The sequence below is a fragment of the Quadrisphaera setariae genome, assembly GCF_008041935.1.
Classification (GTDB): Bacteria; Actinomycetota; Actinomycetes; order Actinomycetales; family Quadrisphaeraceae; genus Quadrisphaera; species Quadrisphaera setariae.
Genome location: NZ_VKAC01000004.1, coordinates 305,055 through 326,740 on the forward strand (window position 1 = coordinate 305,055; position 21,686 = coordinate 326,740).

Sequence of the window (21,686 nt, forward strand, 5' to 3'; positions counted from 1 at the left end):
GTGGTGGCCTCCTCGACCCAGGTTCCGCTCCCAGCACCGCGAGCCGCTGTACCCGCCGATGCCGACGAAGTGCTCCGCCTCGCCGCGGTGATGTACGCGGCGATGGGGGTTGTCGTCGTCCCCGAGTGGTACGAGGTCGCCCGTACGAGTCTGCTGAGCCGGCTCGGTGAGGACGTGGCGGTGGTCGTCGTCGACGATGCGACTCGTCCCGGCGCCCTCGCGGCCTGCGGGGCAGGTGTGACGTCACAGCGACTGCCCGGCCCCACGAACCTGACGGCGCGCGTCGGCTACCTGCAGTGGGTCTGCACCGACGAGGCGTGGAGGAGGCGTGGGCTCGCCCGCGCCGTGACGACCGCGCTCCTCGAGGACTTCCGCCGCCGCGACGTCTGGGCTGTCGAGCTGCACGCGACTCCGGACGGCGAAGGGTTGTACCGCTCGCTCGGCTTCACCGAGGGTCCCAATCCCGGCCTGCGCCTGCGGCTGCTGTGATCCATGACGCAACGCGAGGACGGGCATGCACGTGACGTCCGCCCACCACCGCGAGCTCCAGCGCGTCTACCGCGAGGCGTTGGCGGCGCAGGTCGTCGTCGTCCTCAGCGACGAGGATCGGGAGGACCTCTCGTGGAACCTCGCCGACGTCACCGCCTCCAGCACCAGCTGGGAGGCGGTGCGCGCAGCGCTGGTCGCAGAGCTCGCGCACCGCGGTGTCGGTGAGGACCACGGTGAGGACCGCCTCGCGCCCCTCGCCGACGCCCTGCTGCACGCGGTGCAGGCAGCCCCGGACCCCACCCCGACCAGCGGCGCAGCTGGTGGAAGCGCTGGCGCGAGGCACACGCCTCTCGCACCGGTCGCTGGCGCACCGTGGACCCCTGGGGTCAGGACGACGACGACCGCGTCGTGCTGCGAGCGGTGCTGAACGCGCTGCGACCGTGGGCCGAGCAGCTCCAGACCGACCTGCCGCTCGCGCTGCGTGAGCAGTGGCCGCGCGAGGTCGTCGCGGCGGCCGAGCACCTGCACGCCGTCTCGCCGCGCCACCGCGGTGACACGGACGAGCACGCCACCACCGGGTGGCTCTCCGCCGACGACGACGCGACGTGGGCGGCGTTCGTGGCCTTCGCACCGCACGCGCTGGACGCTGACGTGATGACCGATGGCGGTCGCGCGGTCGTCGGCCTCGCTGACGAGGGCACCTCCCTGGCCCTGAGGCTGACCGCCGAGCAGCAGGAGGCTGTCGAGGCGGTGCTCGGGAACCGGCGACTGCGCCCGCTGCGGTGAACAGCGTCGACCCGCGCCGCGCAGCTACCCCAGCGCAGCAGCGCTGAGCGCCTGCGCCACCGGAGCGAGCACCGGCCACCGCCAGCTCTCCTGCACGCAGCGGGCGAACAGCCACTGCACCACGCGTCGATCGTCCAGCCCGGCAGCCCCTGCCACGGCGCGCACGAGCCCCCGTGGGTCGGTGTGCAGCTCGCGGTCGCAGTTGAGGAGGTGCTGCACGAGGTCGTAGCAGCGATCGCCGACGTACGGCTTGGGGTCGACGACCAGCCACGCGGACCGCTGGGCGGAGAGCACGTTGCTGGCGTGCAGGTCGGTGCAGAGCAGCGCCTGCTCGGCCGCGGTGCGCGGAAGCTCGTCCCACAGCGCGAGGCCCTCACCCACCAGGCCCGGGTCGAGGGCGCTCGGGGCGCGCTCGTACCCGGCGCGGGCCTGCTCGCCCCACGCCACGCACATCTGCTGCAGCGTGCGGAAGCCGTGGTCGGCGGGCAGCGGGACGGCGTGCAGCTGGCGGACGAGGTCGCCCACCACGCGGTGCTGCTCCTCGACGGGACGCGTGCGCAGCTCCACCCCGGGACGGCAGCGCTCCACCAGCACCACCGTCGTCTGCTCCTCCACGGCGTGCGCGAACACCTCGACGGCGCCGCGCCCGGCCCACACCGCGAGACCGGCTGCCTCGTCACGGCTCTCCGCGTGGGTCCAGGCGGCCTTGAGCACGGCGTCGCGCCCGTGGACGTCGAGCGCCGGCGCCACCCAGGACGAGGTCCCACCGGGCTCGAAGGGGGCACCGAGGTGGAGGCGCCAGCGGTCCGCGACGTCAGCCACCCGGTGCGGCAGCTCCGCCAGCCACCGAGCGCGAGCCGGGTCACCGCTGCGAGCCGTCGCCTCGGCGAGCGCTGGGGTCACCGTCACCGCGGCCGGGTCCACCCCGGCAGCCTAGGAAGTCGGCTGCTGCGGCGACGGACCAGACCGGGCTAGCGTCGGGACGTGGACGGCGTGCGACTCACGGGGCAGCTGGTCTGCCGCACCGACGACGACGTCCGCGTCGTCACCGAGCACCTCCCCGAGCACGTCCGGCTGACGAGGGCGGAGCCCGGGTGCCGCAGGTTCGACGTCGTCCTCAGCGGCGACGGCCTCACCTGGCAGGTCGAGGAGGCGTTCGACGGTCCGGACGCCTTCCGCGCCCATCAGGCCCGCGTCTCGACGAGCCGGTGGGGCCGGGCGACCGCCCACCTGGAGCGCCGGTACGCGGTGGAGGGGATGGACCGATGAGCCCCTCGGCCGGTGGTCGCCACATCGGCATCGTCCTGTTCGACGGCGTGGAGGAGCTCGACGCCGTCGGGCCGTACGAGGTGCTGGCCTACTGGACGCGCAACCACCCCGACGACGGGTGGTCGGTCTCGTGCCTGTCCCACGACGGGGCACCCGTCACCGGCGCCAAGGGCCTGGTCATGGGCGCCCACTCCTCCTTCGCGGACGCCCCCGTCATGGAGGTGCTGCTGCACCCCGGCGGTCAGGGCACCCGTCCGCAGCTGCACGACGAGGCGCACCTGGCCTGGGTCCGCGCACAGCGCGCCGCCGTGCCGCTCATGACCAGCGTGTGCACCGGATCGCTCGTCTACGCGGCCGCCGGCCTGCTGACCGGCCGCCCCGCGACCACGCACTGGGCCTCGCTGGACCACCTGGGTCGACTCGACCCGACCGTCGACGTCAGGCCCGACGAGCGCTTCGTGGACGACGGCGACGTCATCACCTCCGCGGGCGTCTCCGCCGGCATCGACATGGCCCTGCACCTGGTCGCGCGGCTCGCCGGCGTGGAACGAGCGCGTCAGGTGCGCCGAGGCATCCAGTACGACCCCGCTCCCCCGGTCTGACGCGCAGGCCGCTCAGGCCGGCGCGGCGGCAGCGGCCAGCGCGGCGAGCTGGTCGACGCTGGTGACGTCGAGGTCGTCCTCGGGGTGGACGGGCACGAGCGTCCTGTCGCTGCGCACCTGCCAGGCGGCCCCGCTGTCGCTGAGCTGGCTCATCGGTGCTCCCGACTCGGACGTGGCCAGCGCGAGCAGGTAGTCGCGTCCCTCGTCGGTCGGCAGCGGACGCTCGGTGCACATGTTCTGGCTCACCTCGACCAGGTCCCCGACGGCGACGTCGCCCTTGATGACCTCCACCACCCGCACGGTGATGGCGGTGAGGTCCAGCGCCGCCTCCTCGCGGAACTGCGCGAACTCCTCCGGTGACATCCCGGTCTGGGGGCTGGTGGCGGGGTCGTCGCTGGTCGGTGGCAGCGGGTAGGACTTGTAGCCCCGGGAGGCACCCGTCGGCGAGGCCCTCACCACGACGGCGGCGCCCGCGACGAGCTGCGCAGCAGAGCCGTACGACGAGCCGTAGTCGGCGATGCACGTCGGCTCGACCACGGGGATCGGCTCGGGCTCCTCCACCGCCGCGGGTGCGGCGGCTGCCCCCACCGCCGCCTGCCCGCAGCCGCTGAGGACGACGACGAGCGCCGCCGCCCCGAGGGCGCTCGTCCCAGTGCCGCGCCGGTCCAGCAGGCCCATCAGCGTCCTCACCCCATCCGTCGTCGACAGGTCCGGACGCGCGGCGACGCGTCCGGACACCACCAGGACGCCGACGCCGCCGGGGCCGTTGCACCTACTTCGCGACGAAGACGAAGAGGTGGACGCCGGTGCCCTCCGGCGCCTGCTCGTCGGTGCCGGGCGTCGCCTTGACGACCATCCCCGAGGGGGCTGACCCGGCGTCCCGGACCGTGACCTCGCTGACCGGGATGTGGTAGCGGTCCAGGACCCACGTGGCTTCCGCCTGGGTGAGGCCGACGACGTCGGGAGCGATGAAGCCGCCCGTCGCCGCCTGCTGCGCCGCCACCTTGGTCTGCTCGCGCAGCGCCTGCTCCTCCTCGGGTGTCAGCGACCTCACGGGCTCCGGCGTGTGCGGAGGGATGGGCTCGCGCTGGTACCAGAGGTTCTCCGCCAGCTGCCGCCGCCCCAGCGCCGGCCAGCCGGAGGTGTCGAGGTCGTCCGGGACCAGCCACGCGGTCGCGAGGTCGTTCGACTCCTGGTCCTCGATGGAGACCATGGTCCCTTCACCTGCCAGCTGCTGCGGCGACTGGCACGTGCTACCGGCCACCCCTGGCACGAAGTCGAAGAAGCAGAACTTCCCCAGCGGCAGGGCTCCGACGACGTACGTGCCTTCTTCCCCCTCGTGGAGGAGCCTCAGGGAGCCCGGGACGATCGCGTTGATCCCCGCGTACTCGAACCCCGCCGCCCTCTCGTCCGCAGCGGTCGGTGCAGCGCGCAGCTGCGCGTACCGGTCCACCGGGGGCGTCGCCGCGCGCGCCTCCACCCACACCCCGTGGACGTAGGGGACGACGCCCTCGGCGGTCAGGGGCTCGGTCTCGGCGTCGGGCGCGCCGGCCGGCACCAGCCACACCCGCGGCGCGACGGACCCGTCGGAGACCTCCACCGGCTTCGCCAGCGCGGCCTCCGGGGCGCAGGCGCCCTCGTCCGCGCCCGGTCCGACGACCTTCCAGCACACCCCGCCGTCGCTGGTGAAGCCCGCCCAGTACTTCACCTCGCCGAGCTGGGTGATCATCCGCACCGACCCCGCCACCACCTCGTCTCCGAGCTGCGCGACGCCCTCCAGGTCGGACGGCCACTGCGCGTGCGCCAGTCCGTAGAAGCCGGACCACTCCTCCCCCGGGTAGGAGGACGACGGCGACGGCTGCGAGGTGGCCGCCGGGGCCGGCGCACCGCTGCCGTCGTGGACGGCGCTCAGCACGGCGGCGGCGATGACGGCCGCCGCCGCGGCGGACGCCACCGCCGCGACCACCAGGCGCGACCGCCAGCGCTTCGGCGCGGCGTCGTCGTCCTGAGCTCCCACCAGCTCGACGACCGGGGCCGGCGCAGCCGGACCGGTGGCGCCGGCGCCGTCCCCGGCGGCGGCGTGCACGCGAGCCAGGCGCTCCCCCAGCGCCGCGGGCTCGACGGTCTTGAGGGCGGCTCGGGCGCCGAGCGCCTGCGCGACCCGACGCTCCAGCGGCTCGTCGGTCGTGCGCTCGGTCGGGGTCATCGCGGGTCTCCTGCGGACGTCGAGGGACCGCCGAGCCGGCGGTGCAGCGCGGCCATGGCCTTGAGCGCGGTGGACTTCACGGTGCCGCGGGTGATGCCCATGGCCTCCGCGGTGGCGGCCTCGTCGAGCTGCGACCAGTAGCGCAGCACCACCACCTCGCGCTGGCGCTGCGGGAGGGCGGCGACGGCAGCGAGCACCTCGCGGCGCTCGTCGCCGAGGAGGGCGAGCTCTTCGGCGGAGGGGTCGGGCGGGGCGTGCGGCGGGGTCCACGCGCGGGCGGTGCGGCGGCGGCGCAGCGCCGAGCGGGCCCCGTTGACCACCGACCTGTTGAGGTAGGACTGCGCGCGGCTGGGGTCGCCGAGCTGGTGCCAGTGCCGCAGCAGACCGGTGAACGCCTCCTGTGCGACGTCCTCGGCGGTGGCCTCGTCGTCGACGAGGAGCAGCGCGAGCCGGACGGTGGCGGCCCACCGCTGGACGAACAGGTCGTCGAACGTCGGCGCCGCCTCTGCCGTCGGACCGGGCGGCGGGTGGTCGTCGTCCTGCGTGGTGGCCACTGCTGACATCACCGGGTCTCCTCGGGCGCCACCACGGTGATGGCTTCCCCTGCAAGACGTCTCAGGCGCCCCTGGGGTTGCCTGCCGCGCCGGACTTCTTCGACGGCGAGGCGGAGCAGCGCCGCGGTGGGCCGCGCTCAGGGCTCCGGGTGCCAGGGCTCGAGGTAGGTGACGGCGACGCCGCGCGCCCGTGCGCACGCGATCTCGCCGCGGGTGCTGGTCCCCACGTACCCGCCGAGGTTGATGACGTGGATGCGCTGGCTGAGGTCGATCTTGCGCTGGTGGAGGGCGTCGAGGTCCACCTCGACCTGCGAGGACTCGTCGAGACCCTCCTCGTGCCCGAACATCCCCACGCTGAGGACGATGCGCCCCTCCAGCGTGAGGCGCCGCTGCTCAGCCTCGAAGGCCTCGCGGAACCGGGTGGACCCGCACAGGGTCACGACCTCGGGGAACGGTCCGGGTCCGGGTCCGGGCACGGCAGCACGCTAGAGGGTGGTGGTCCTGCGTCGTCGCCGTCGCACCCCACGGCGCGGGCGGGTGATCGACGGGCAGGGACCCGGGACGTGATCGACGCTGGGACCTCTGAGGCCCGAGCGGTGGTCCCCGGTGAAAGCGAGCGCATGGCTCACGGCCTGCAGATCCACCTCCACCTCGACCGGGGGGTCCCCGTCCTGGAGCTGACGGGTGACCTGGACCTCACCACGGCGGACGAGCTGCGGGTGCACGGTCGGGAGCTGGTCGACGCGGCGCTGGACCGGACGCGCTCGGACGCCGCGGGCGTCTCCGAGCCACCCGCGGTGGTGGTGCTCGACGCGTCCGGGGTCACCTTCGTCGACTCCTCCGGCCTCGGTGCGGTGGTGAGCATCCTCAAGCGGGCGCTGGCGCACCGGGCGGGGTTCAGCATCGCCGGGTCAGGGCCCCAGCTGCGGGCCCGGCTCGCGCAGACCGGGCTCGACCGCGTGGTCGCGCTGCACGCCTCCACGGGTGAGGCGGTGGTCGCGGCCATCGGCCCGGCGGCCGATCCGAACAGGCGTATCCCCGAAGGAGGCCATCGCGCTGGCCGCGGTGACGGTGCTGGATGACATCATCAGGACCGGCACGGAGGTGTCTGACAGCTCCTCCGGTTCCACAGACCCACCACCCGGGGTGGGTCGGCGCCCCCGCTCCGGCGCTGACGACCACAGAAGGCGAGACCGTGATCGGCTCCGACCCCGTCGCTGCGGGATCACCCCCTGCCCGTCAGACCCCGGGCCGGACGGCGGCCGTGGTGCAGGTGCAGTCAGACGCGTCGGCGGCCGTCCTCATGGTGGACCTGCCCTCGCGCACGGTGCTGTACGCCAACGACGTCGCCGCGCAGATGGCGCCCGGCCTGTCCCTCCCGGTCAGCGCCGACGCCTGGTCGACCGCGGCGGACCTGCGCGACCTCGACGGCGAGCCGCTGGACGAGACCGACCACCCCCTCTCCCGCATCGCCCGCTTCGAGCCGGTCGCCGGTCAGGGCGTGTCGGCCGCGCGCCGCAGCGACCTGGGCGAGCGCCGCGAGCCGCTGTGGGTGGTGGCGCTCCCCCTCGACGACGCCCCCAACCTCGCCGGCCACGCGCTGGTGGTGTTCCTGCCGGTGCGCGACCGCGAGGAGCTCCAGCAGCGCGCCGAGGACGCCCACGCCGCGAGCCCGTCAGCGGCGGAGGTGGGCACCTCCTCCTCCGGTGACGGCGTGGCCGTGCGGGAGGCAGCGGTGCTCGCCACGGGCCTGTCCTTCACCGTGGCGGACGCGCGCACGCCGGACATGCCGCTGGTCTGGGTGAACCCCGCCTTCACCGCGGTGACCGGGTACACCTTCGAGCAGACGGTCGGCACCAACTGCCGCTTCCTGCAGGGGACGGCCACCGACCGGTCCGCCACCGCCCGCATCCGCGCGGCGCTGCGCGCCGGGGAGCCCATCACCGAGACGCTCCTCAACTTCCGCGCCGACGGCACCGCCTTCTGGAACCAGGTGGCCCTCAGCCCGGTGCACGACGCCGACGGTGTGCTCAGCCACTACGTGGGCATCCAGACCGACGTGTCGGCCCGGGTGGCCGCGGACGCCGAGCGCGAGCGCGCCCTGGCCGCCGCCAGGGAGGCGCGCGCCGAGGCCGAGTCCGCCCGCGCCGAGGCGGAGGCGGCCCGCGCCGACGTGGAGGGCGCGCACGCGCGCCTGCAGCTGCTGGCCGAGGTGACCCGGCAGCTGTCGGAGGTGGTCGACCCCCAGGCGGCGCTGGACCGGCTGGCGCACCTCGTGGTGCCGGGCATCGCCGACTTCGCCATCCTCGCCGTCGTCGCCGACGGGGTGCAGCTGCCCGTGCCGACGCGCGACAGCCAGCGGGCCGTGGCCTCCGGTGTGCGCAACGGACGCCTGGGCATGCACGACGTCGCCTGGTGGCACCGCGACCCGGAGAAGCTCGACGCGCTCGCCGAGCACGCCCGCCTCCGGCTGACCTCCATGACCCCCGAGGGCCGCCGGGCCCTGGCCTCTCTGGTGGGCCCCGACGCGCAGACCGTGCTGGCGCTCCCGGCTCAGGACGACGACGAGCGCGCGGCGACCACCGGAGTCGCTGCCGGCACCGGCGGCTCCGACGAGCCCGACGTCGTCGCCACGATCTGCTCGCTGCTGGCTCCGGGCCCCGCACGGACCACGATGGAGCAGCTCGCGCCGTCGTCGATGGTGACGCTCCCCCTGCGCAGCCGCGGTCGCACGCTCGGCCTCATGACGCTGGCCACGGACGGCGTGCGTCCGCCGCTGGGCCGCACCGAGCTGGCGCTCGCCGCGGACATCGCCGCCCGCGCGGGCCTCGCGCTGGACCGCGCGCGGCTGTTCCGCCAGCAGCGCGACCTGGCCGAGGGTCTGCAGCGCGCCCTGCTCGACCTGTCGCCCACGGCCGCGCCGGGGCACGTGAAGGTGGCGGTCCGCTACGTGGCCGCAGCGGAGGCCGCGGCCGTCGGCGGCGACTTCTACGACGTCTTCACCCAGCCCGACGGCGCCGCCGTCGCCGTCATCGGCGACGTCATGGGGCACGACACCCAGGCCGCGGCGGCGATGTCCCAGCTGCGCTCGATCGTGCGGACCCTCGGCATGGTCGGCACCGACGACCCGCGCCAGGTGCTGACCCGCGCTGACGAGGTCATGCGCGCCTCCGGCGTGGAGACCACCGCGACCGCCGCCGTCGTCCGGATCGACGTCCTGCAGGACGGCGGGCCCGCGATCGAGGGCGTGCCCGGCTCGGTGGAGGTGCAGTGGTCGAACGCCGGCCACCCGCCGCCGGTGGTGGTCGGCGCCGACGGCCGGGTCTCGCTGCTCGAGGCGAGGACCACCGACCTGCTCATGGGAGTCGACCCGCGCACCAACCGCCGCCTGCACCGCACGCAGCTGGCCCCCGGCGCGCTGCTGCTGCTCTACACCGACGGGCTGGTGGAGCGGCGCGGGCAGGCGCTCTCGGAGGGCATCGCCCGGCTGCAGGAGGTGGTCGCCGCGGCGGTGGCCTCCTGCGGTGACCTGGAGGAGCTGGTGGACGCCGTCCTCGAGCAGCTGCTCCCCGCGGCCGCCTCCGACGACGTCGCCGTGCTCGCCGTCTGCCTCAGCTGACGGCACCGGCCTCGGCACGTCAGGGCAGGAGGCCCGAGCGGTAGGCCCACACCACGGTCTGCAGGCGGTCGCGCGTGCCGAGCTTGGTCATCACGCGGGTCAGGTGGGACTTCACCGTGGCGGTCTCGACGACGAGCCGGGCGGCGACCTCCTCGTTCGACAGCCCCTCCCCGAGCAGCCGCACGACCTCCACCTCGCGCGGCGTCAGGTCGTGCTCGGGCGGTGCGGGGGCGGCTCGGCGCCGGGCGAACTCGGCGATGACGCGCCGGGTGGTGGCCGTGTCGATGGCTCCACGACCGGCGGCGAGGGCGCGCACCGCGGCGACCACCTCGGCGGGCTCGGCGTCCTTGAGCACGAACCCGCTCGCTCCGGCCTCCAGCGCCCCGAAGACGTGCTCGTCGAGGTCGAAGGTGGTCATGACGAGCACGGGCGGGGCGTCGTCGCGGGCCGTGATGGCCCGGGTGGCCTCCAGGCCGTCGCCGCCGGGCATCCGGACGTCCATGACCACGACGTCGGGCCGCTCCCGGCCCACCACGGCCACGGCCTCGCGGCCGCTGGAGGCCTCGCCGACCACGGCGAGGTCGCCCTCGGACTCGAAGACCACCCGGAAGCCCGCTCGCACCACGGCCTGGTCGTCCGCCACGACGAGGCGGATCACGGGTGCGCCTCTGCCACCGGGACGGCAGGGACCGCGACCTCGAAGACCACCCGCCACGTCCCGCGCCCGGTCATGCCCACGTCCAGGTGTCCGCGGACGAGGTCCGCGCGCTCGCGCATGCCCGTCAGCCCCAGCCCCGGTCGCGAGACCGGACCCGGCTGACCGGGGTGTGCAGCGCTCCCCTGCCGCACCTCGCTCTCGACCTCCAGCCGCACCCGGTCCGCGGCGGTGGTCACCGCCAGCACCACCCTCGCGCCCGGCGCGTGGCGGCGCGCGTTGGCGAGCGCCTCCTGCGCGGTGCGGTACACGGCGACGTCGGCGAGCGGCGGGAGCACCACCTCCGGCCCGCTCCACCGCGCCTCGACGCTGTCGCCGGCGGACCTGGCCGACTCGACGAGGGCGGGCAGCTGCGCGAGGCCCGGGACGGGCGCGCCTCCGCCGTCGTCGTCCTGCTGGCCCGCGGCCGACGCGTCCGCGCTGGCGCGCAGGATGCCGACGATCGAGCGCATGTCGCGCAGGGTGGCACGGCCCTGCTCGCGCAGTTCGCGCAAGGCGGCCTTGGCGCGCTCGGGGTCGGTGTCGACGAGGCGCTCGGCGGCGCCGGCCTGCACGACGATCCCTGACAGGTGGTGGGCGGCGACGTCGTGCAGCTCCCGCGCCATCCGGGTCCGCTCCTCCGCCACGGCCGTCCGGGCGAGCACCGCCTGGTGCTCCACCTGGGCGGCCGCAGCAGCCAGCAGCGACCGCTGGTGCGCTCGGCGCAGCGCCACCCATCCGCCGACCGCCGCGGCCGCGGACGTGGTGGTGGCAGCACCCGCAGCCGCGAGGAGCGCTGCGCCCGGGCCAGGGGCGGCTGCCGCGAGCCCGACGGCCTGCACGGCGACCGACGCGGTGACCGCCACCACCAGGCGGCGGCCCGGCAGCAGCGTCCCCGCGGTGTACGCGGCGACGAGCAGCCCGGCGCCCTGCAGGCTCGTGTCGGCCGGCAGGACGGCGAGCAGTCCCGCCTGCAGGACGGACACCAGCGCCAGGGTCACGAGCGGCCTGCGGTGGCGCAGCACCAGCAGCAGGCACTGGGCCACCGCCACCGCGACGACGCTCGCCGTCAGCAGCGGGGCCACCTGGACGCCTTCGCTGCGCGCGACCGGACCGAGCAGCAGCAGGAGCCCGCCCGCGCTCACCACCGCCCACGCCAGCGCCGCCACAGCGTCCCGGCGGTGGGCGTGGTCAGCGTGGGACCGGGCTGTCACACCGGCGATCCTGCCGAGCGGACCGGGGCACCGCCCAGCGGAGCGGTCCCGCGGGGCAGGCCGAGACGGCCTCGGGTCAGGACGACGACGACCGCCGCCGCCACCGCCGCCCCCAGGAGCAGCCAGCGCTGCAGCTCGTCGCCGCCGACGCCGGGGAAGGTCGCCGCCCAGAAGACCGTGACGGTGTTGTTGAGGCTGACGTGGAAGAGCATGACGATCGGCAGGCTCTGCCCGGTCCGGTTGAACAGCCAGATGATGACGACGTTGAACAGGGCGCTGAAGGCGACGAACACCACCACGGCCGTCCAGGTGACGTCGGGCCAGGAGCCCCACTCGGTGAGGAACAGGGGCAGGTGCCACACGCCCCAGAGCGGTCCGAGCACCGCGGCAGCGCCGAGCGGGCCGAAGCGCTCCTGCAGGAGCGGCAGGGCGAAGTCGCGCCACCCCGGCTCCTCCGCCAGTCCCGTGGTGAGCATCTGCAGCAGCAGGAGCGGCACGTAGGAGACCACGAGCAGGAGGCCCGGGGCGCGCACGTCACCGCCGGAGGCGACCGCTCCCAGCGACAGCACCGCGACCGGCACGGCGAACAGGGCGACGGCGTACCAGCGGGGAGCAACCCGCCAGCGCAGCAGGCGACCGACCCACACCCGCAGCCCGGCGCGGCCGGTGGTCAGCGCGGTGACGACGAAGGCAGCGCCGAGCGGGCCGAGGTAGGCGCCGGGGAGCATCCCTGTGAACTGGGTGGTGCCCAGCACCGAGGGGAAGGAGAAGTCGAGCACCCCCAGGCCGTTGCGGGACAGCACCCACGGTGTCCACGCGAGCCAGCTCAGACCGAGCGCGAGGGTGAAGAAGGCGACGAGCGGGTGCTCGCGCACCAGGGTGGCGGCGCGCGGCGCACGGGTGCGCTGCGGCCTGTCGACGACGGTCATGGTGGGGTCCTCCCTGGGTGAGAGCCCCTCGAGCGGGGCTGCTCCGACGCTAGGAACGGGACCCCTCCCGACTCGACGTCCACAGGTCGGCACCTGGCCTGCGACTCGAGTCGCAAGCCAGGGCGTGGCGTTCACGGACGTCGGCCATCACTGACGACCACCGCGTCAACCTAGGGTTGACGACTGAACGCGTCAACCCTAGGTTGACGACATGACCAGCTCCCCGAGCATCCGCCTGCACGACCTCATCGACGCCGTCGACGCCGCGCACCCCGACCCGCTGCAGCGCCTCAGCGGAGCGGTGCAGGTGGCCGAGCAGCTGGGTGAGACCGCTGACTCCCTCGTCGGCCACTACGTCGACCAGGCCCGGCGCTCCGGCGCCACGTGGACGCAGATCGGCGCCAGCATGGGCGTCAGCAAGCAGGCCGCCCAGAAGCGCTTCGTCAGCGGCGGGGCGCAGCCGGCGGCGACCTCGGCGGACCAGGGCTTCCACCGCTTCACCGACGACGCCCGCGCCGTGGTCGTCGAGGCCCAGCGCCTCGCGCACGAGGCACACCACGACCGGATCACCCTGGCCCACCTGGTGCTGGCGCTGCTGCAGGGGGGCGACGGGCCGGTGGGGCCCCTGGTCGCCGCGGCGGGCGTCGACGTCGCCGAGGCCGTCCGCATCACGTCAGCGCAGCTGCCGGAGCGCTCGGCGGAGGTGCCGGCGCTGGTCCCCTTCGACGAGCGCTCCAAGCAGGCGCTGCAGCGCAGCTTCGCGGAGGCGGACCGGCTCGGCGAGGACCTGGTCGACGCTCCGCACGTCCTCCTGGCCGTCCTGGCCGTCGAGGACGGCACCGGTGCGCTGGCCGGGCTGGGTCTGAGCGAGCAGGCCGTGGTCGACGCTCTGCGCTCCCGGAGCTGACGCCAGCGGGCCCCGGTCGCTGCGACCACCTCCACGGCGGTGCAGTCCAGGGTCAGAACGGGCCTGTCCTGGCCCTGGACCGCACCACCGTGAGGACGGGCGGAGGCACGGAGGGCGCGGAGGCGCCTGTTGTCCGCGGACCGGTGACCGTCGGTCAGGTCCTTCGCAGGAGGCTGACGCGGCTGAGCATCCGGTCGCCGTCGGTGATGGGCAGGTCGAGCACGCAGTTCGGCCCTTCGGCGGCGAGCACGACGAGCCGGACGTCGCGGTCCCAGCAGAGGTCGACGAGGTTCGCGAAGCGGCGCCACGGGTCCACCCCGGCCGCAGCCGGAGCCGGGACGCCCACCAGGACGACGGTGCGGTAGCGGTCGGTCAGCTCCAGGAGGTCGCCCACGGAGGTCGGCTGCTCGCACAGGTCGGCGAAGTGCAAGTGCACCGCCGGGACAGCGCTCTCGTCGTCGTCATGGTCGAGGGGGTCTGCCGCCAGCACGTGCAGCGGGCGACCACCCACCACCAGCTGGCGCCGGTGGGACGGGTCGGGCGGGGCGAGGCCCACCGCCACCAGCTGCGCCGCCCCTCCCGGTGAGAGCCACGCCCCGGTGCACCAGTGCGGGCGACCTCCGCCGTGCCCGACCGCTCGGTGGTCGACGGCTCCGTCCACCGCGACCACGTGGCACGTCGTCTCCAGGGCGGCGACCAGCGGTAGCACGAGGTGGTGGTGGCGCGGGTCGGGCAGGAGGCCCGAGGGGGCGTAGTTCGACGTGGCGAGCAGCACCACCCCGCGCTCCGGCAGGGCCCGCAGGAGGCGCGAGAGGAGCATCGCGTCGCCGGGGTCGTGGGCGTGCAGCTCGTCGAGGAAGAGCACCCGGGCGCCCCCGAGGAGGTCGGTGGTGGCGCCGTCCAGGCCGGTGCTGGTGCCGACCCGGGCGGCGACGGCCCGGTGGAGGCGGCGGGCGGCCTCGTAGGCGTGCAGCCGCAGCACCGCACCGGCGGGGAGGTGTGCTGCGAGGTGCTCGGCGAGCACCTCGACGAGCCAGGTCTTGCCGCGCCCGACGGGCCCGTGGAGGTAGGCACCGCGAGCCGGCGGGCGGCGCAGCCGGCTCCCCGCTCCCCTGGCGGGTGGGGCGGCGAGCAGGGAGACGCCGACCGCGGCGAGCACGTCAGCGGCCGGCTGCTGCTCGCGGTCGAGCTCGGAGCCGAGGTCCCGCGCGGCGCGGTCGAAGACCTCGCGCAGCCCGGCACCGGCGTTCCGCGCGACCACCACCGGGGCAGCCTGCCGCACGCGAGCGCCGACTCAGGCGTCGGCCAGGACGCGGTCGATGATGTGGAGCTGGGCCTCCTGCTCGGCGTGGTGCAGCTGCTCGTCGAGCGCGCGCAGCTCGGCGAGGACGATCAGCGCCTTCCACAGCGCCCACGCCCGGCCGCGGGCCCACGCGCCGTCGTCGAGCTGGGCCGCCTCGCGGAACGCCTGCCGCGCGTCGCCGTCGAAGCGGGTCCAGGCGAGGACGAGGTCGCAGGCGGGGTCGCCGACGCCGCACGTGCCGAAGTCGATGGCGGCCGCGAGCGCTGCTCCGCCGTCGTCGTCCTCCTCGACCAGCAGGTTCCCCGGGGCGACGTCGCCGTGGAACCAGACCGGCGGGTGCTCCCACGCCGTCGTCATCCCCTGCGCCCAGGCGCGTTCGCAGGCGGCGACGTCCACCGCGCCCGCCAGCTGCTCGAGTGCGACCTGCACCTCGTGGCCGTAGGCGCTGGGGTGGCAGCCGCGGAAGAAGGAGTGCTGGCCGCCGGCCGGGCCGCCTGCGGTGGGGGCGGCGCGCAGCTCTCGCAGGAACGCGCCGACGTCAGCGGCGAGCTGTTCGTCGTCGACGACGGCGGAGGTCGCGTCCAGGGCGGTGCCCGGCAGCCAGCGGCGCACCGAGAAGGACATCGGGAACGCCTCGCTCGGGCGGCCGGTGGCCACCACTTCGGGGACGGCAGTGCGGAGGTGGTGGCGCAGCAGCGGGAGGGCGGCGTCCTCCTTGGCGACGCCCGCGGCATAGCGCTGGTGGGAGGGCAGCCTGACGGTGAGGTCGTCGCCGAGGCGGAACGTGCGGTTGTCGTTGCCCTGCGCCTCGACGGTGACGACGGGCAGGTCCGCCCACTGCGGCAGCTGCTCGCGCAGCAGCCGGCGCACCAGAGGGACGTCGGCCTCCACGCGCGGGTCGGCGTGCGCCATGCCCGAACGCTAGGACGGGCGCCCGCCCGCGACCATGCGTTTTCGCGGCGCCGCCGATCAGTCGAGAGACGAAGGCCGGTTCGCGACGCCGTCCAGGTGCAGCTCGGTGGAGGCGTCGCGGTGGCTGCCCGTGGTGCCGACGTGCTTGTCGCTGATGGTCGAGCCGTTCTTCAGCACGCCGTAGAAGGCCATCGCGTGGCCGCGGCCGATGCCGTACTCCTCGGCGAGCCACGCGACCACCTCACCGGCCTTGGTGGTGGGGCCGTAGCCGCGCTCGGCCGCGACGTCGAGCAGCTGGCGCGGCGTCCTGCCGCTCTTGGCCTCGATGGCGTCGAGGTAGGCCTGGTAGGACACGGTTCCTCCGCGGTCGGTCGTCTTCGTCGTCGTCACTGTGACCTGTGGACGGGATCGGACTCATCGGTCGTCACGGCTGGGTTCCGTACGCCTCAGGCAGCGGCAGTCCGAAGCGCGTCGCGAGCGCGAGCACGTCGGCGCGGTCCTCCGGCTGCGGCTCGTACCCCTGGTGGGCGCGCAGCTGCGACTCGGCGCTGACGCACGCCACCTCCACGCCGTCGAGGTGCCCGGTGGACGGCGGCCCGTAGTGGAAGGGCGGGTCGGGGGCGAAGAGCTCCTGGTCCCCTCCGCCGTCGGCGGTCGGGGTGACGGGGTGCAGGTCGACCTCGCGGCCGTCGGGGTGCCGCACGGCGAGCGCCGTGGGCAGCCACTCCCTCAGGATGGCGAAGCCCGCCTCCGCGAGCAGCTCCCGCGCCCGCGGGACGTCGGCGACGAGGACGACGACGTCGAGGTCGGCGTGCGGTCGCGTCTGCTCTCCGAGGAGGGCGTCCACGCCCCACCCGCCGTCGACCCACACCTCGATGCCGGCGCGCTCGAACAGTCGCAGGAGGTCGAGCGCGGTGGAGGCCGTCATCACGGTGAGACCTCCTCCGCCAGGAAGGTGCTGAGGACGCGCGCCCACTGGTCGAACGCGTCGAGGTGCGCGTCATGCGAGGCACCCGCCAGGTCGGCGCGGCGGACCCGGCGACCGGCAGCGACGAAGGAGCGCTTCCGCTCCTCGGTGAACATGCCGCCGTCGGCGTAGACGACGAGCGTCGGTGCCTCGACGCTCGCCCACTCCGCCCGACGGGGCGTGCTCATCGTCCGCGCGACAGCCCCCACCACGGCGGCGCCGAAGCGCGGGTGCAGCCCGTCCGGTCGCTCCTCGAGGTCAGCCACCCACGCTGCGGCCAGGGGGCCGTCTCCCAGCGCCTGCCGCGCCGCCGCGCGATCGGCGAAGGGCACGGGCCAGGAGGCGAAGAACGCCTCCAGCGCGTCGCTGTCCTCGCCCTCCCCGTCAGCGCTCCCGCCCTCGTGGCACTCCAGCAGCACGAGCCGGCGCACCAGGTCCGGCCGGGCCGCGGCGACCAGCATCGCCGTGTGGGCACCCATCGACTGGCCCACCAGGTCGACAGGACCGGTGCACTCGCCGAGCACCACCTGCACGACGTCCTCGATGAACGCCTCGCGCGAGAGGTCGTCCGGTCTGCGGGTGCTGCCGCCGTGGCCGCGCTGGTCGACGACGAGCACGCGCCGCCCGGCCAGCGCCCGCGCCGTCGGGAGCATCTCGCGACCGCTGCCCGCCAGGCCGTGCAGCAGGACGACGTCGGGTGCTCCGCCGTCGAGGACGGCGTAGGAGATGACCGTCCCGTCGTCCACGGTGGTCGAGCGGTGCTGTGGGTCCACGACCCGAACCTAGGCGGCGGGGAGCGTCGACGTACGAGCACGCGATCATGGGCTCGTGCGGACGGGGATCGATGGGTGAGCGGCAGCACGGGGTCCCGCGGTCGCCGCAGGGACCCGAGAGGGCCGAAGCCCGCCCTGGTGGAGATCCGGGAAGGGCTGGTCGACGGGCTCGTCGGCCTGCCGCGCCGTGTCGTGAGCGCACTGCTCGAGGAGGTGGTGTGGCTCGTCGTCGCCGTCCTGCCGCTGTGGGGCCTGTCCCTGCTCGCCTGGTGGGTGAGCCCGTGGGCGCTCGTCGCGCTCGTCGTCGGGGTCGTGGGGTGGACGGCCTGGTCGCTCCTGCACGCCGGCACCTCCGGATGGGCCCTCGCAGGCGTCGTCAGTGGTCTGGCGCTGCTGCAGCTGGCGCCCGTCCTCCTGGTGATGGCCCTGTGAGACGCCTCCGCCAGCTCAGACCGGTGCCGGCCAGGGGTCCACGCGCAGGGACGGCCACTCGGTCTTCCACCGGTTCGCCTTGGTCTCGTACACCGACCGCGGTGCCAGCACCGGGTTGGGCCTGACGCGGCGGCCGAAGAGGTCGTCGTACCCGTGCGGGGCGTACACCTCCACGGTGCCGTCGGCGGCGGACGTGACGGCGTAGCAGCACGTGGTGGAGGAGAAGTGGTCCACAGCGTCCCTGGAGCTGGTGAACGGCCTCGCCGGAACGCCGAAGTGGTCCTCGTACCAGAGGTGCACGCGCGCCTCGTTGCGGACCTCGACGGCGGCGTCGACGTCCGCGAACAGGCGGGCGGCCGCCTGGATCGCGCGGTCCTCCGCGCCGTGGCTCACGTCGTCGTCGAAGTAGAAGAGGTCGTAGTCGCGGATGCCGGCGGTCGGGTCACGGCCGTCGAGACCGTTCCACACCGTCTGGAACAGGGCGCCGGCGGTGAGCCACCAGTCGGGCAGCCCGAGCAGAGGGGCTCCCTCGAGGACCGCCCGGTTGACCGGGTTGGCCATGACGAGCTCGAGGAACCTGGCGCGGTCGTCCACAGAGCGAGTCTGGTTCGCCCCACCGACAGCCGGTGCCGGCAGCGCGACGGGTCACAGGCCGCCGGCGACCCGCAGCGTCGCGCCCGTGGTGTAGCTCGCCTCCGCGCCGAGCAGCCAGGCGACGGCCCGGGCGACCTCCACCGGCTGCCCCGCACGTCCGGCGGGGATGCGCGGCACCACCCGCTCCAGCCGGTCCGGATCACCAGCCGCGGCGTGGATGCCCGTGGCGACCAGCCCGGGAGCCACCGCGTTCACCCGCACCCCCTCGGCGGCGAGCTCCTTGGCGAGCCCGACCGTCAGCGCCTCCAGCCCCGCCTTCGCCGCCGCGTAGTGCACGTACTCGTGGGGTGAGCCGAGGGTCGCCGCCGCGGAGGAGACGTTGACGACAGCGCCGCCCGCACCGCCTCTCGCCGTGGACATCACCTGCGCTGCGCGCCGGGCGCACCAGATCGCCCCCAGGAGGTTGGTCTCGACCACGCGCACGATCACCTCGACGGGGGTGTCCGCCAGGTCCCCGAGGTGGGCGGTGAGGCCGGCGTTGTTGACCAGGCCGGTCACCTGCCCGAGGTCGCCGGCCGCGTCGAAGAGGAGGTCGGCGGTGGCCGGGTCACGCACGTCTCCGGGGACGATGACGACCTCGGCCCCTCGCGCGCGTGCGTTCGCGGCGACCGCGTCGACAGCGGTGCGGTCGGAGAGGTGCCCGAGGACGAGGTCGTGGCCCCGCTGGGCGAGGAGCTCGGCGGTCGCGGCGCCGATGCCGCGCCCGGCTCCGGTGACGACCGTGACCGGACGCGGCATGGGGGGCTCGGGTGACATGGGCCGAGCATGGTCCACCTGGACCGCTGGGAGCCGGACGCGGAGTGACCGCTGTCACCACCCGCGGCGGGGACCGCTGGACCGGGCCACGCCCTCGTCGTGCGATCGGCGACCACCACCTGCCATGATCCAGGGGGTTCTCGGTCCGGTACTGCGAGCGTGAAGCAGCAGCGCGCTCCGCCGGACGTGGCCCGGCGGGCAGGGGACACGACGTGGAGATCGCAGCAGAGCAGTACGACCGAGGCCGCTTCCGGGTCCTCGCGGTGAGCGGTGAGGTCGACGTCTACAGCGCCCCGTCGCTGAAGAGCGCCCTCGTCGACGTCGTCGACACCGTCTCCGGCTCGACGGCGCGCAGCGCCGGTGGTGAGGCGGTCAGCGGCGTCGTGCTGGACCTGTCCGGGGTCACCTTCATGGACTCCGCCGGACTGGGCGTGCTGGTCGGGGCCAATCGCCGGGCACGCGACGCCGGGATGACGATGCGGCTGGCCGGCGGGTCCGTGCAGGTCCTCAAGCTGCTTGCCATGACCGGGCTGGCGAGCGTCATGCCGCCCTTCGACGACGTCGCCTCCGCCACCGCCTGAGCAGAGGACCGCGGCATGACGGCGTCCCGTCGAGCATGCAGAACCCTCCCCGCACCGGTTCCCAGGCCTTCCAGGACGACTTCTGCCTGCTGGTCGGGACACCTTCCCCCGTCGACGCTCCTGCGCGGGGGATGGGAGCATCGGCGCAGGCCGGGCCCGGGCGGACCGACTGGCCATCGCGACGGCGGGAGGGTGCATGGAGGTCGGCGACCGCTTCGGCGGCTACCGGCTGGACGCGCAGCTCGGCCGCGGCGGCATGGGCGTCGTGTACGAGGCGTACGACACCGTCCGCGAGCGCCGCGTGGCCCTGAAGGTGCTGGTGCCGCACCTCGCCGACGACGAGACCTTCCGGGCGCGGTTCCTGCGCGAGGCGCGCACGGTGGCGGGCCTGAGCAGCCCGCACACCGTCCCGGTGCATGACTTCGGGGTGCTCGACGGCCACCTCTTCCTCGACATGGCGCTGGTGGACGGCAGCGACCTGGCGGTGCTGCTGGCGCGCGGCCCCCTCTCGCCGGTGCGGGCGGTGGGGATCGCCGAGCAGGTGGCGGACGCGCTGGACACGGCCCACGAGCGGGGCCTGGTGCACCGGGACGTGAAGCCGGCCAACGTGCTGCTGGCGCGGCGGCGCCCGGACCAGCCGGACTTCGCGTACCTGTCGGACTTCGGGCTGGCCCGCTCGACGTCGGGGAGCGACGGCCTGACCGCCACCGGCACGGTGGTGGGCACGGCCGACTACATGAGCCCGGAGCAGATCGAGGGCCGTCCGGTGGACGCGCGCAGCGACGTGTACGCGCTGGGCTGCCTGCTGTTCCACTGCCTGGCGGGGCGGCCGCCGTACACCGGCTCCAACCAGGTGCTGGTGCTCGACGCGCACCGCACGGCCGCTCCGCCGCTGCTGCCGGCGGGCGGGACGTGGGGCGACCTCGACGCGGTCGTCGCGAGAGCCCTGGCCAAGGACCCCTCACAGCGCTTCCCGTCGGCCGGGGCCCTGGCGACCGCAGCGCGCGCGGCCCTCGCGAGCGCTGCGGCCAGCGGGTCCGCTCCGACGGTGATCGGCCCGCGCACTGACCCGACGCCCACCGTCGACCGGCACACGCCGCCGCCGGCGTCCGAGGCTGCGACAGGGCCCGCAGCGGCCTCCTGGCAGCACGAGCCCCCGCCGCCCTCCTGGCAGCCGCAGCCGCCCCCGCCTGGCGCGGCGGGCCTGCAGCACCTGCAGCACCAGATGGCGCAGGCCTCCCCCACGGGCACCGTCGGTGCGCCGCGCCCGCAGGGGCTGAGCCGGCGAGCGGTGGTGGGCGTCGTGCTGGGGTCGGTGGCGCTCGTCGTCGTCCTCGGGGGTGCGGCCGCCCTGGCGCTGGGGATCGCGCTGAACGGCGGCTCGTCGTCGGCGAACGGCACGAGCACCGGCACGACCACGAGCGGCAGCAGCCAGAGCGGCGGTCAGCCCAGCCCGTCGGACCCGGCTCTGGGCGCCACCCCCGCCGGCGAGGTGCTCCCGGAGGACGCGGCGCTCATGCAGCAGCTGCCGGCGGACCTCACCGGCTGCCGCTCGGCGGCGCTGGACGAGTACGGCGGCGAGGCGTCGGTGGCAGCCGTCGCGTGCCTGGCCCGGAGCCTGCCCGGCGCACAGGTCAACGCGCTCGCCTACCCCGACGAGGCCAGCCGCGACGCCGCCTTCGCGGCGTACAGCGGCCCGGACGCCACCGGCGACGTGCGCTGCCCCGAGGTCGGCGGGGTGGGGCCGTGGAGCTCCCCCGACGGGACCAGCGGCGGGCGGGCCCTGTGCTACCTCGTGACCGACCCCGCCTCCGACGACGGCGCGGAGTACGCCGTCATGACCTGGTCGGTCACGGGCCGCGCCTTCTTCCTCGTGGTGCACGACGCCGACGGCACCGACCCGGCCCCGCTGTACGACTGGCAGCAGCGGCACGCCGCGCACTACGGGACGGGCACCGCGACGTCGTCCTGAGCTGTCCGTGCTGTTCCGGCTGGGCGGGCCGCAAGCGGCTCGCCAGCGGGCTGCAAGCGGCCCGCCC

General features: G+C 75.0%; 26 protein-coding genes. 11 read left to right on the forward strand and 15 right to left on the reverse strand.

All coding sequences use genetic code 11. The features are described from left to right. Positions 1 to 3 precede the first annotated feature (3 nt). From FMM08_RS08620 to FMM08_RS08630, 3 genes are read left to right on the forward strand one after another with little or no spacing between them, the layout of a single operon-like run. Positions 4 to 489, forward strand: coding sequence for a GNAT family N-acetyltransferase (locus FMM08_RS08620; protein ID WP_147925912.1), 486 nt, complete (start codon positions 4 to 6; stop codon positions 487 to 489). 25 nt (positions 490 to 514) lie between these two features. After that, the gene (locus FMM08_RS08625) at positions 515 to 916 is read left to right on the forward strand and encodes a hypothetical protein (protein ID WP_147925913.1); all 402 of its coding nucleotides are present in this window, start codon (positions 515 to 517) and stop codon (positions 914 to 916) included. Then, positions 862 to 1,275 (forward strand): hypothetical protein, encoded by a 414-nt coding sequence (locus tag FMM08_RS08630; protein ID WP_147925914.1) that lies wholly within the window; start codon positions 862 to 864, stop codon positions 1,273 to 1,275. Before FMM08_RS08625 ends, FMM08_RS08630 begins: the two co-directional genes overlap by 55 nt. A gap of 24 nt (positions 1,276 to 1,299) precedes the next feature. On the opposite strand, the gene FMM08_RS08635 is transcribed toward FMM08_RS08630, so the two are convergent. Beyond that, on the reverse strand, positions 1,300 to 2,199 hold the full coding sequence (locus FMM08_RS08635; protein WP_147925915.1) for an aminoglycoside phosphotransferase family protein: 900 nt from the start codon (positions 2,197 to 2,199) through the stop codon (positions 1,300 to 1,302). Between the two features lie 60 nt (positions 2,200 to 2,259). On the opposite strand from FMM08_RS08635, the gene FMM08_RS08640 reads away from it, so the two are divergent. Beyond that, positions 2,260 to 2,544, forward strand: a complete 285-nt coding sequence (locus tag FMM08_RS08640; protein ID WP_147925916.1) for a putative quinol monooxygenase — start codon at positions 2,260 to 2,262, stop codon at positions 2,542 to 2,544. Further along, the gene (locus tag FMM08_RS08645) at positions 2,541 to 3,146 is read left to right on the forward strand and encodes a DJ-1/PfpI family protein (RefSeq protein WP_147925917.1); all 606 of its coding nucleotides are present in this window, start codon (positions 2,541 to 2,543) and stop codon (positions 3,144 to 3,146) included. The genes FMM08_RS08640 and FMM08_RS08645 overlap by 4 nt, the downstream gene beginning before the upstream one ends. A gap of 12 nt (positions 3,147 to 3,158) precedes the next feature. Here FMM08_RS08645 and FMM08_RS08650 read toward each other — a convergent pair whose 3' ends face one another. The 4 genes from FMM08_RS08650 to FMM08_RS08665 all read right to left on the reverse strand — a co-directional run bounded on the left by FMM08_RS08650 (position 3,159) and on the right by FMM08_RS08665 (position 6,382). After that, positions 3,159 to 3,836 (reverse strand): hypothetical protein, encoded by a 678-nt coding sequence (locus FMM08_RS08650; protein WP_147925918.1) that lies wholly within the window; start codon positions 3,834 to 3,836, stop codon positions 3,159 to 3,161. A gap of 82 nt (positions 3,837 to 3,918) precedes the next feature. Then, the gene (locus FMM08_RS08655; protein ID WP_147925919.1) at positions 3,919 to 5,352 is read right to left on the reverse strand and encodes a PASTA domain-containing protein; all 1,434 of its coding nucleotides are present in this window, start codon (positions 5,350 to 5,352) and stop codon (positions 3,919 to 3,921) included. Further along, entirely contained in the window at positions 5,349 to 5,915 is a 567-nt protein-coding gene (locus FMM08_RS08660; RefSeq protein ID WP_187279631.1) for an RNA polymerase sigma factor, read from the reverse strand. The genes FMM08_RS08655 and FMM08_RS08660 overlap by 4 nt, the downstream gene beginning before the upstream one ends. A gap of 128 nt (positions 5,916 to 6,043) precedes the next feature. Further along, positions 6,044 to 6,382 (reverse strand): hypothetical protein, encoded by a 339-nt coding sequence (locus FMM08_RS08665; RefSeq protein ID WP_147925920.1) that lies wholly within the window; start codon positions 6,380 to 6,382, stop codon positions 6,044 to 6,046. 144 nt (positions 6,383 to 6,526) lie between these two features. Between FMM08_RS08665 and FMM08_RS08670 the strand changes: the two genes are divergently transcribed. Together FMM08_RS08670 and FMM08_RS08675 are read left to right on the forward strand one after the other, a co-directional pair. Then, positions 6,527 to 6,988, forward strand: coding sequence for an STAS domain-containing protein (locus FMM08_RS08670; RefSeq protein WP_147925921.1), 462 nt, complete (start codon positions 6,527 to 6,529; stop codon positions 6,986 to 6,988). A gap of 185 nt (positions 6,989 to 7,173) precedes the next feature. Then, complete coding sequence (locus FMM08_RS08675; protein ID WP_187279632.1) at positions 7,174 to 9,525, forward strand: SpoIIE family protein phosphatase; 2,352 nt, start codon at positions 7,174 to 7,176, stop codon at positions 9,523 to 9,525. Between the two features lie 19 nt (positions 9,526 to 9,544). Here the strand turns inward: FMM08_RS08675 and FMM08_RS08680 are convergent, their stop codons facing one another. From FMM08_RS08680 to FMM08_RS08690, 3 genes are read right to left on the reverse strand one after another with little or no spacing between them, the layout of a single operon-like run. Continuing rightward, positions 9,545 to 10,183 carry a response regulator transcription factor gene (locus FMM08_RS08680; RefSeq protein ID WP_147925923.1) on the reverse strand — a complete coding sequence of 213 codons (639 nt, stop codon included), beginning with the start codon at positions 10,181 to 10,183 and terminating at the stop codon, positions 9,545 to 9,547. Continuing rightward, the gene (locus FMM08_RS08685; RefSeq protein WP_147925924.1) at positions 10,180 to 11,433 is read right to left on the reverse strand and encodes a sensor histidine kinase; all 1,254 of its coding nucleotides are present in this window, start codon (positions 11,431 to 11,433) and stop codon (positions 10,180 to 10,182) included. The genes FMM08_RS08680 and FMM08_RS08685 overlap by 4 nt, the downstream gene beginning before the upstream one ends. Then, positions 11,430 to 12,362 (reverse strand): CPBP family intramembrane glutamic endopeptidase, encoded by a 933-nt coding sequence (locus tag FMM08_RS08690; protein ID WP_147925925.1) that lies wholly within the window; start codon positions 12,360 to 12,362, stop codon positions 11,430 to 11,432. Before FMM08_RS08690 ends, FMM08_RS08685 begins: the two co-directional genes overlap by 4 nt. A gap of 211 nt (positions 12,363 to 12,573) precedes the next feature. Here FMM08_RS08690 and FMM08_RS08695 point away from each other — a divergent pair, with 211 nt between their 5' ends. After that, positions 12,574 to 13,269 (forward strand): Clp protease N-terminal domain-containing protein, encoded by a 696-nt coding sequence (locus FMM08_RS08695; protein ID WP_147925926.1) that lies wholly within the window; start codon positions 12,574 to 12,576, stop codon positions 13,267 to 13,269. A gap of 154 nt (positions 13,270 to 13,423) precedes the next feature. Here FMM08_RS08695 and zapE read toward each other — a convergent pair whose 3' ends face one another. The 5 genes from zapE to FMM08_RS08720 all read right to left on the reverse strand — a co-directional run bounded on the left by zapE (position 13,424) and on the right by FMM08_RS08720 (position 17,224). Further along, entirely contained in the window at positions 13,424 to 14,533 is a 1,110-nt protein-coding gene (gene zapE, locus FMM08_RS08700) for a cell division protein ZapE (RefSeq protein ID WP_147925927.1), read from the reverse strand. 30 nt (positions 14,534 to 14,563) lie between these two features. Then, complete coding sequence (locus FMM08_RS08705) at positions 14,564 to 15,484, reverse strand: aminoglycoside phosphotransferase family protein (protein WP_147925928.1); 921 nt, start codon at positions 15,482 to 15,484, stop codon at positions 14,564 to 14,566. A gap of 57 nt (positions 15,485 to 15,541) precedes the next feature. Then, the gene (locus tag FMM08_RS08710) at positions 15,542 to 15,838 is read right to left on the reverse strand and encodes a DUF4287 domain-containing protein (RefSeq protein WP_147925929.1); all 297 of its coding nucleotides are present in this window, start codon (positions 15,836 to 15,838) and stop codon (positions 15,542 to 15,544) included. Positions 15,839 to 15,908: 70 nt separating this feature from the next. Further along, positions 15,909 to 16,412 carry a nucleotidyltransferase domain-containing protein gene (locus FMM08_RS08715; protein WP_147925930.1) on the reverse strand — a complete coding sequence of 168 codons (504 nt, stop codon included), beginning with the start codon at positions 16,410 to 16,412 and terminating at the stop codon, positions 15,909 to 15,911. Next, positions 16,412 to 17,224: an alpha/beta fold hydrolase gene (locus FMM08_RS08720; protein ID WP_222710565.1), complete on the reverse strand. Its 813-nt coding sequence runs from the start codon at positions 17,222 to 17,224 to the stop codon at positions 16,412 to 16,414. Before FMM08_RS08720 ends, FMM08_RS08715 begins: the two co-directional genes overlap by 1 nt. A gap of 75 nt (positions 17,225 to 17,299) precedes the next feature. Between FMM08_RS08720 and FMM08_RS08725 the strand changes: the two genes are divergently transcribed. Beyond that, on the forward strand, positions 17,300 to 17,656 hold the full coding sequence (locus FMM08_RS08725; RefSeq protein ID WP_147925931.1) for a hypothetical protein: 357 nt from the start codon (positions 17,300 to 17,302) through the stop codon (positions 17,654 to 17,656). Positions 17,657 to 17,671: 15 nt separating this feature from the next. Here FMM08_RS08725 and FMM08_RS08730 read toward each other — a convergent pair whose 3' ends face one another. Both FMM08_RS08730 and FMM08_RS08735 read right to left on the reverse strand, forming a co-directional pair. After that, positions 17,672 to 18,217: a nucleotidyltransferase family protein gene (locus FMM08_RS08730; protein WP_147926043.1), complete on the reverse strand. Its 546-nt coding sequence runs from the start codon at positions 18,215 to 18,217 to the stop codon at positions 17,672 to 17,674. 84 nt (positions 18,218 to 18,301) lie between these two features. Continuing rightward, positions 18,302 to 19,066 carry an SDR family oxidoreductase gene (locus tag FMM08_RS08735; protein ID WP_255472193.1) on the reverse strand — a complete coding sequence of 255 codons (765 nt, stop codon included), beginning with the start codon at positions 19,064 to 19,066 and terminating at the stop codon, positions 18,302 to 18,304. Positions 19,067 to 19,278: 212 nt separating this feature from the next. Between FMM08_RS08735 and FMM08_RS08740 the strand changes: the two genes are divergently transcribed. Further along, complete coding sequence (locus FMM08_RS08740) at positions 19,279 to 19,647, forward strand: STAS domain-containing protein (RefSeq protein ID WP_147925932.1); 369 nt, start codon at positions 19,279 to 19,281, stop codon at positions 19,645 to 19,647. 196 nt (positions 19,648 to 19,843) lie between these two features. Continuing rightward, complete coding sequence (locus FMM08_RS08745; RefSeq protein WP_147925933.1) at positions 19,844 to 21,619, forward strand: serine/threonine-protein kinase; 1,776 nt, start codon at positions 19,844 to 19,846, stop codon at positions 21,617 to 21,619. Positions 21,620 to 21,686 lie beyond the last annotated feature (67 nt).

Coding starts and splice junctions, on each gene's coding strand:
- FMM08_RS08690 (WP_147925925.1), bottom strand. CDS start 12,362: ATGACCGTCGTCGACAGGCCGCAGCGCACCCGTGCGCCGCGCGCCGCC.
- FMM08_RS08660 (WP_187279631.1), bottom strand. CDS start 5,915: ATGTCAGCAGTGGCCACCACGCAGGACGACGACCACCCGCCGCCCGGT.
- FMM08_RS08655 (WP_147925919.1), bottom strand. CDS start 5,352: ATGACCCCGACCGAGCGCACGACCGACGAGCCGCTGGAGCGTCGGGTC.
- FMM08_RS08695 (WP_147925926.1), top strand. CDS start 12,574: ATGACCAGCTCCCCGAGCATCCGCCTGCACGACCTCATCGACGCCGTC.
- FMM08_RS08705 (WP_147925928.1), bottom strand. CDS start 15,484: ATGGCGCACGCCGACCCGCGCGTGGAGGCCGACGTCCCTCTGGTGCGC.
- FMM08_RS08625 (WP_147925913.1), top strand. CDS start 515: ATGCACGTGACGTCCGCCCACCACCGCGAGCTCCAGCGCGTCTACCGC.
- FMM08_RS08670 (WP_147925921.1), top strand. CDS start 6,527: ATGGCTCACGGCCTGCAGATCCACCTCCACCTCGACCGGGGGGTCCCC.
- FMM08_RS08730 (WP_147926043.1), bottom strand. CDS start 18,217: ATGGCCAACCCGGTCAACCGGGCGGTCCTCGAGGGAGCCCCTCTGCTC.
- FMM08_RS08645 (WP_147925917.1), top strand. CDS start 2,541: ATGAGCCCCTCGGCCGGTGGTCGCCACATCGGCATCGTCCTGTTCGAC.
- FMM08_RS08745 (WP_147925933.1), top strand. CDS start 19,844: ATGGAGGTCGGCGACCGCTTCGGCGGCTACCGGCTGGACGCGCAGCTC.
- FMM08_RS08735 (WP_255472193.1), bottom strand. CDS start 19,066: ATGTCACCCGAGCCCCCCATGCCGCGTCCGGTCACGGTCGTCACCGGA.
- FMM08_RS08715 (WP_147925930.1), bottom strand. CDS start 16,412: ATGACGGCCTCCACCGCGCTCGACCTCCTGCGACTGTTCGAGCGCGCC.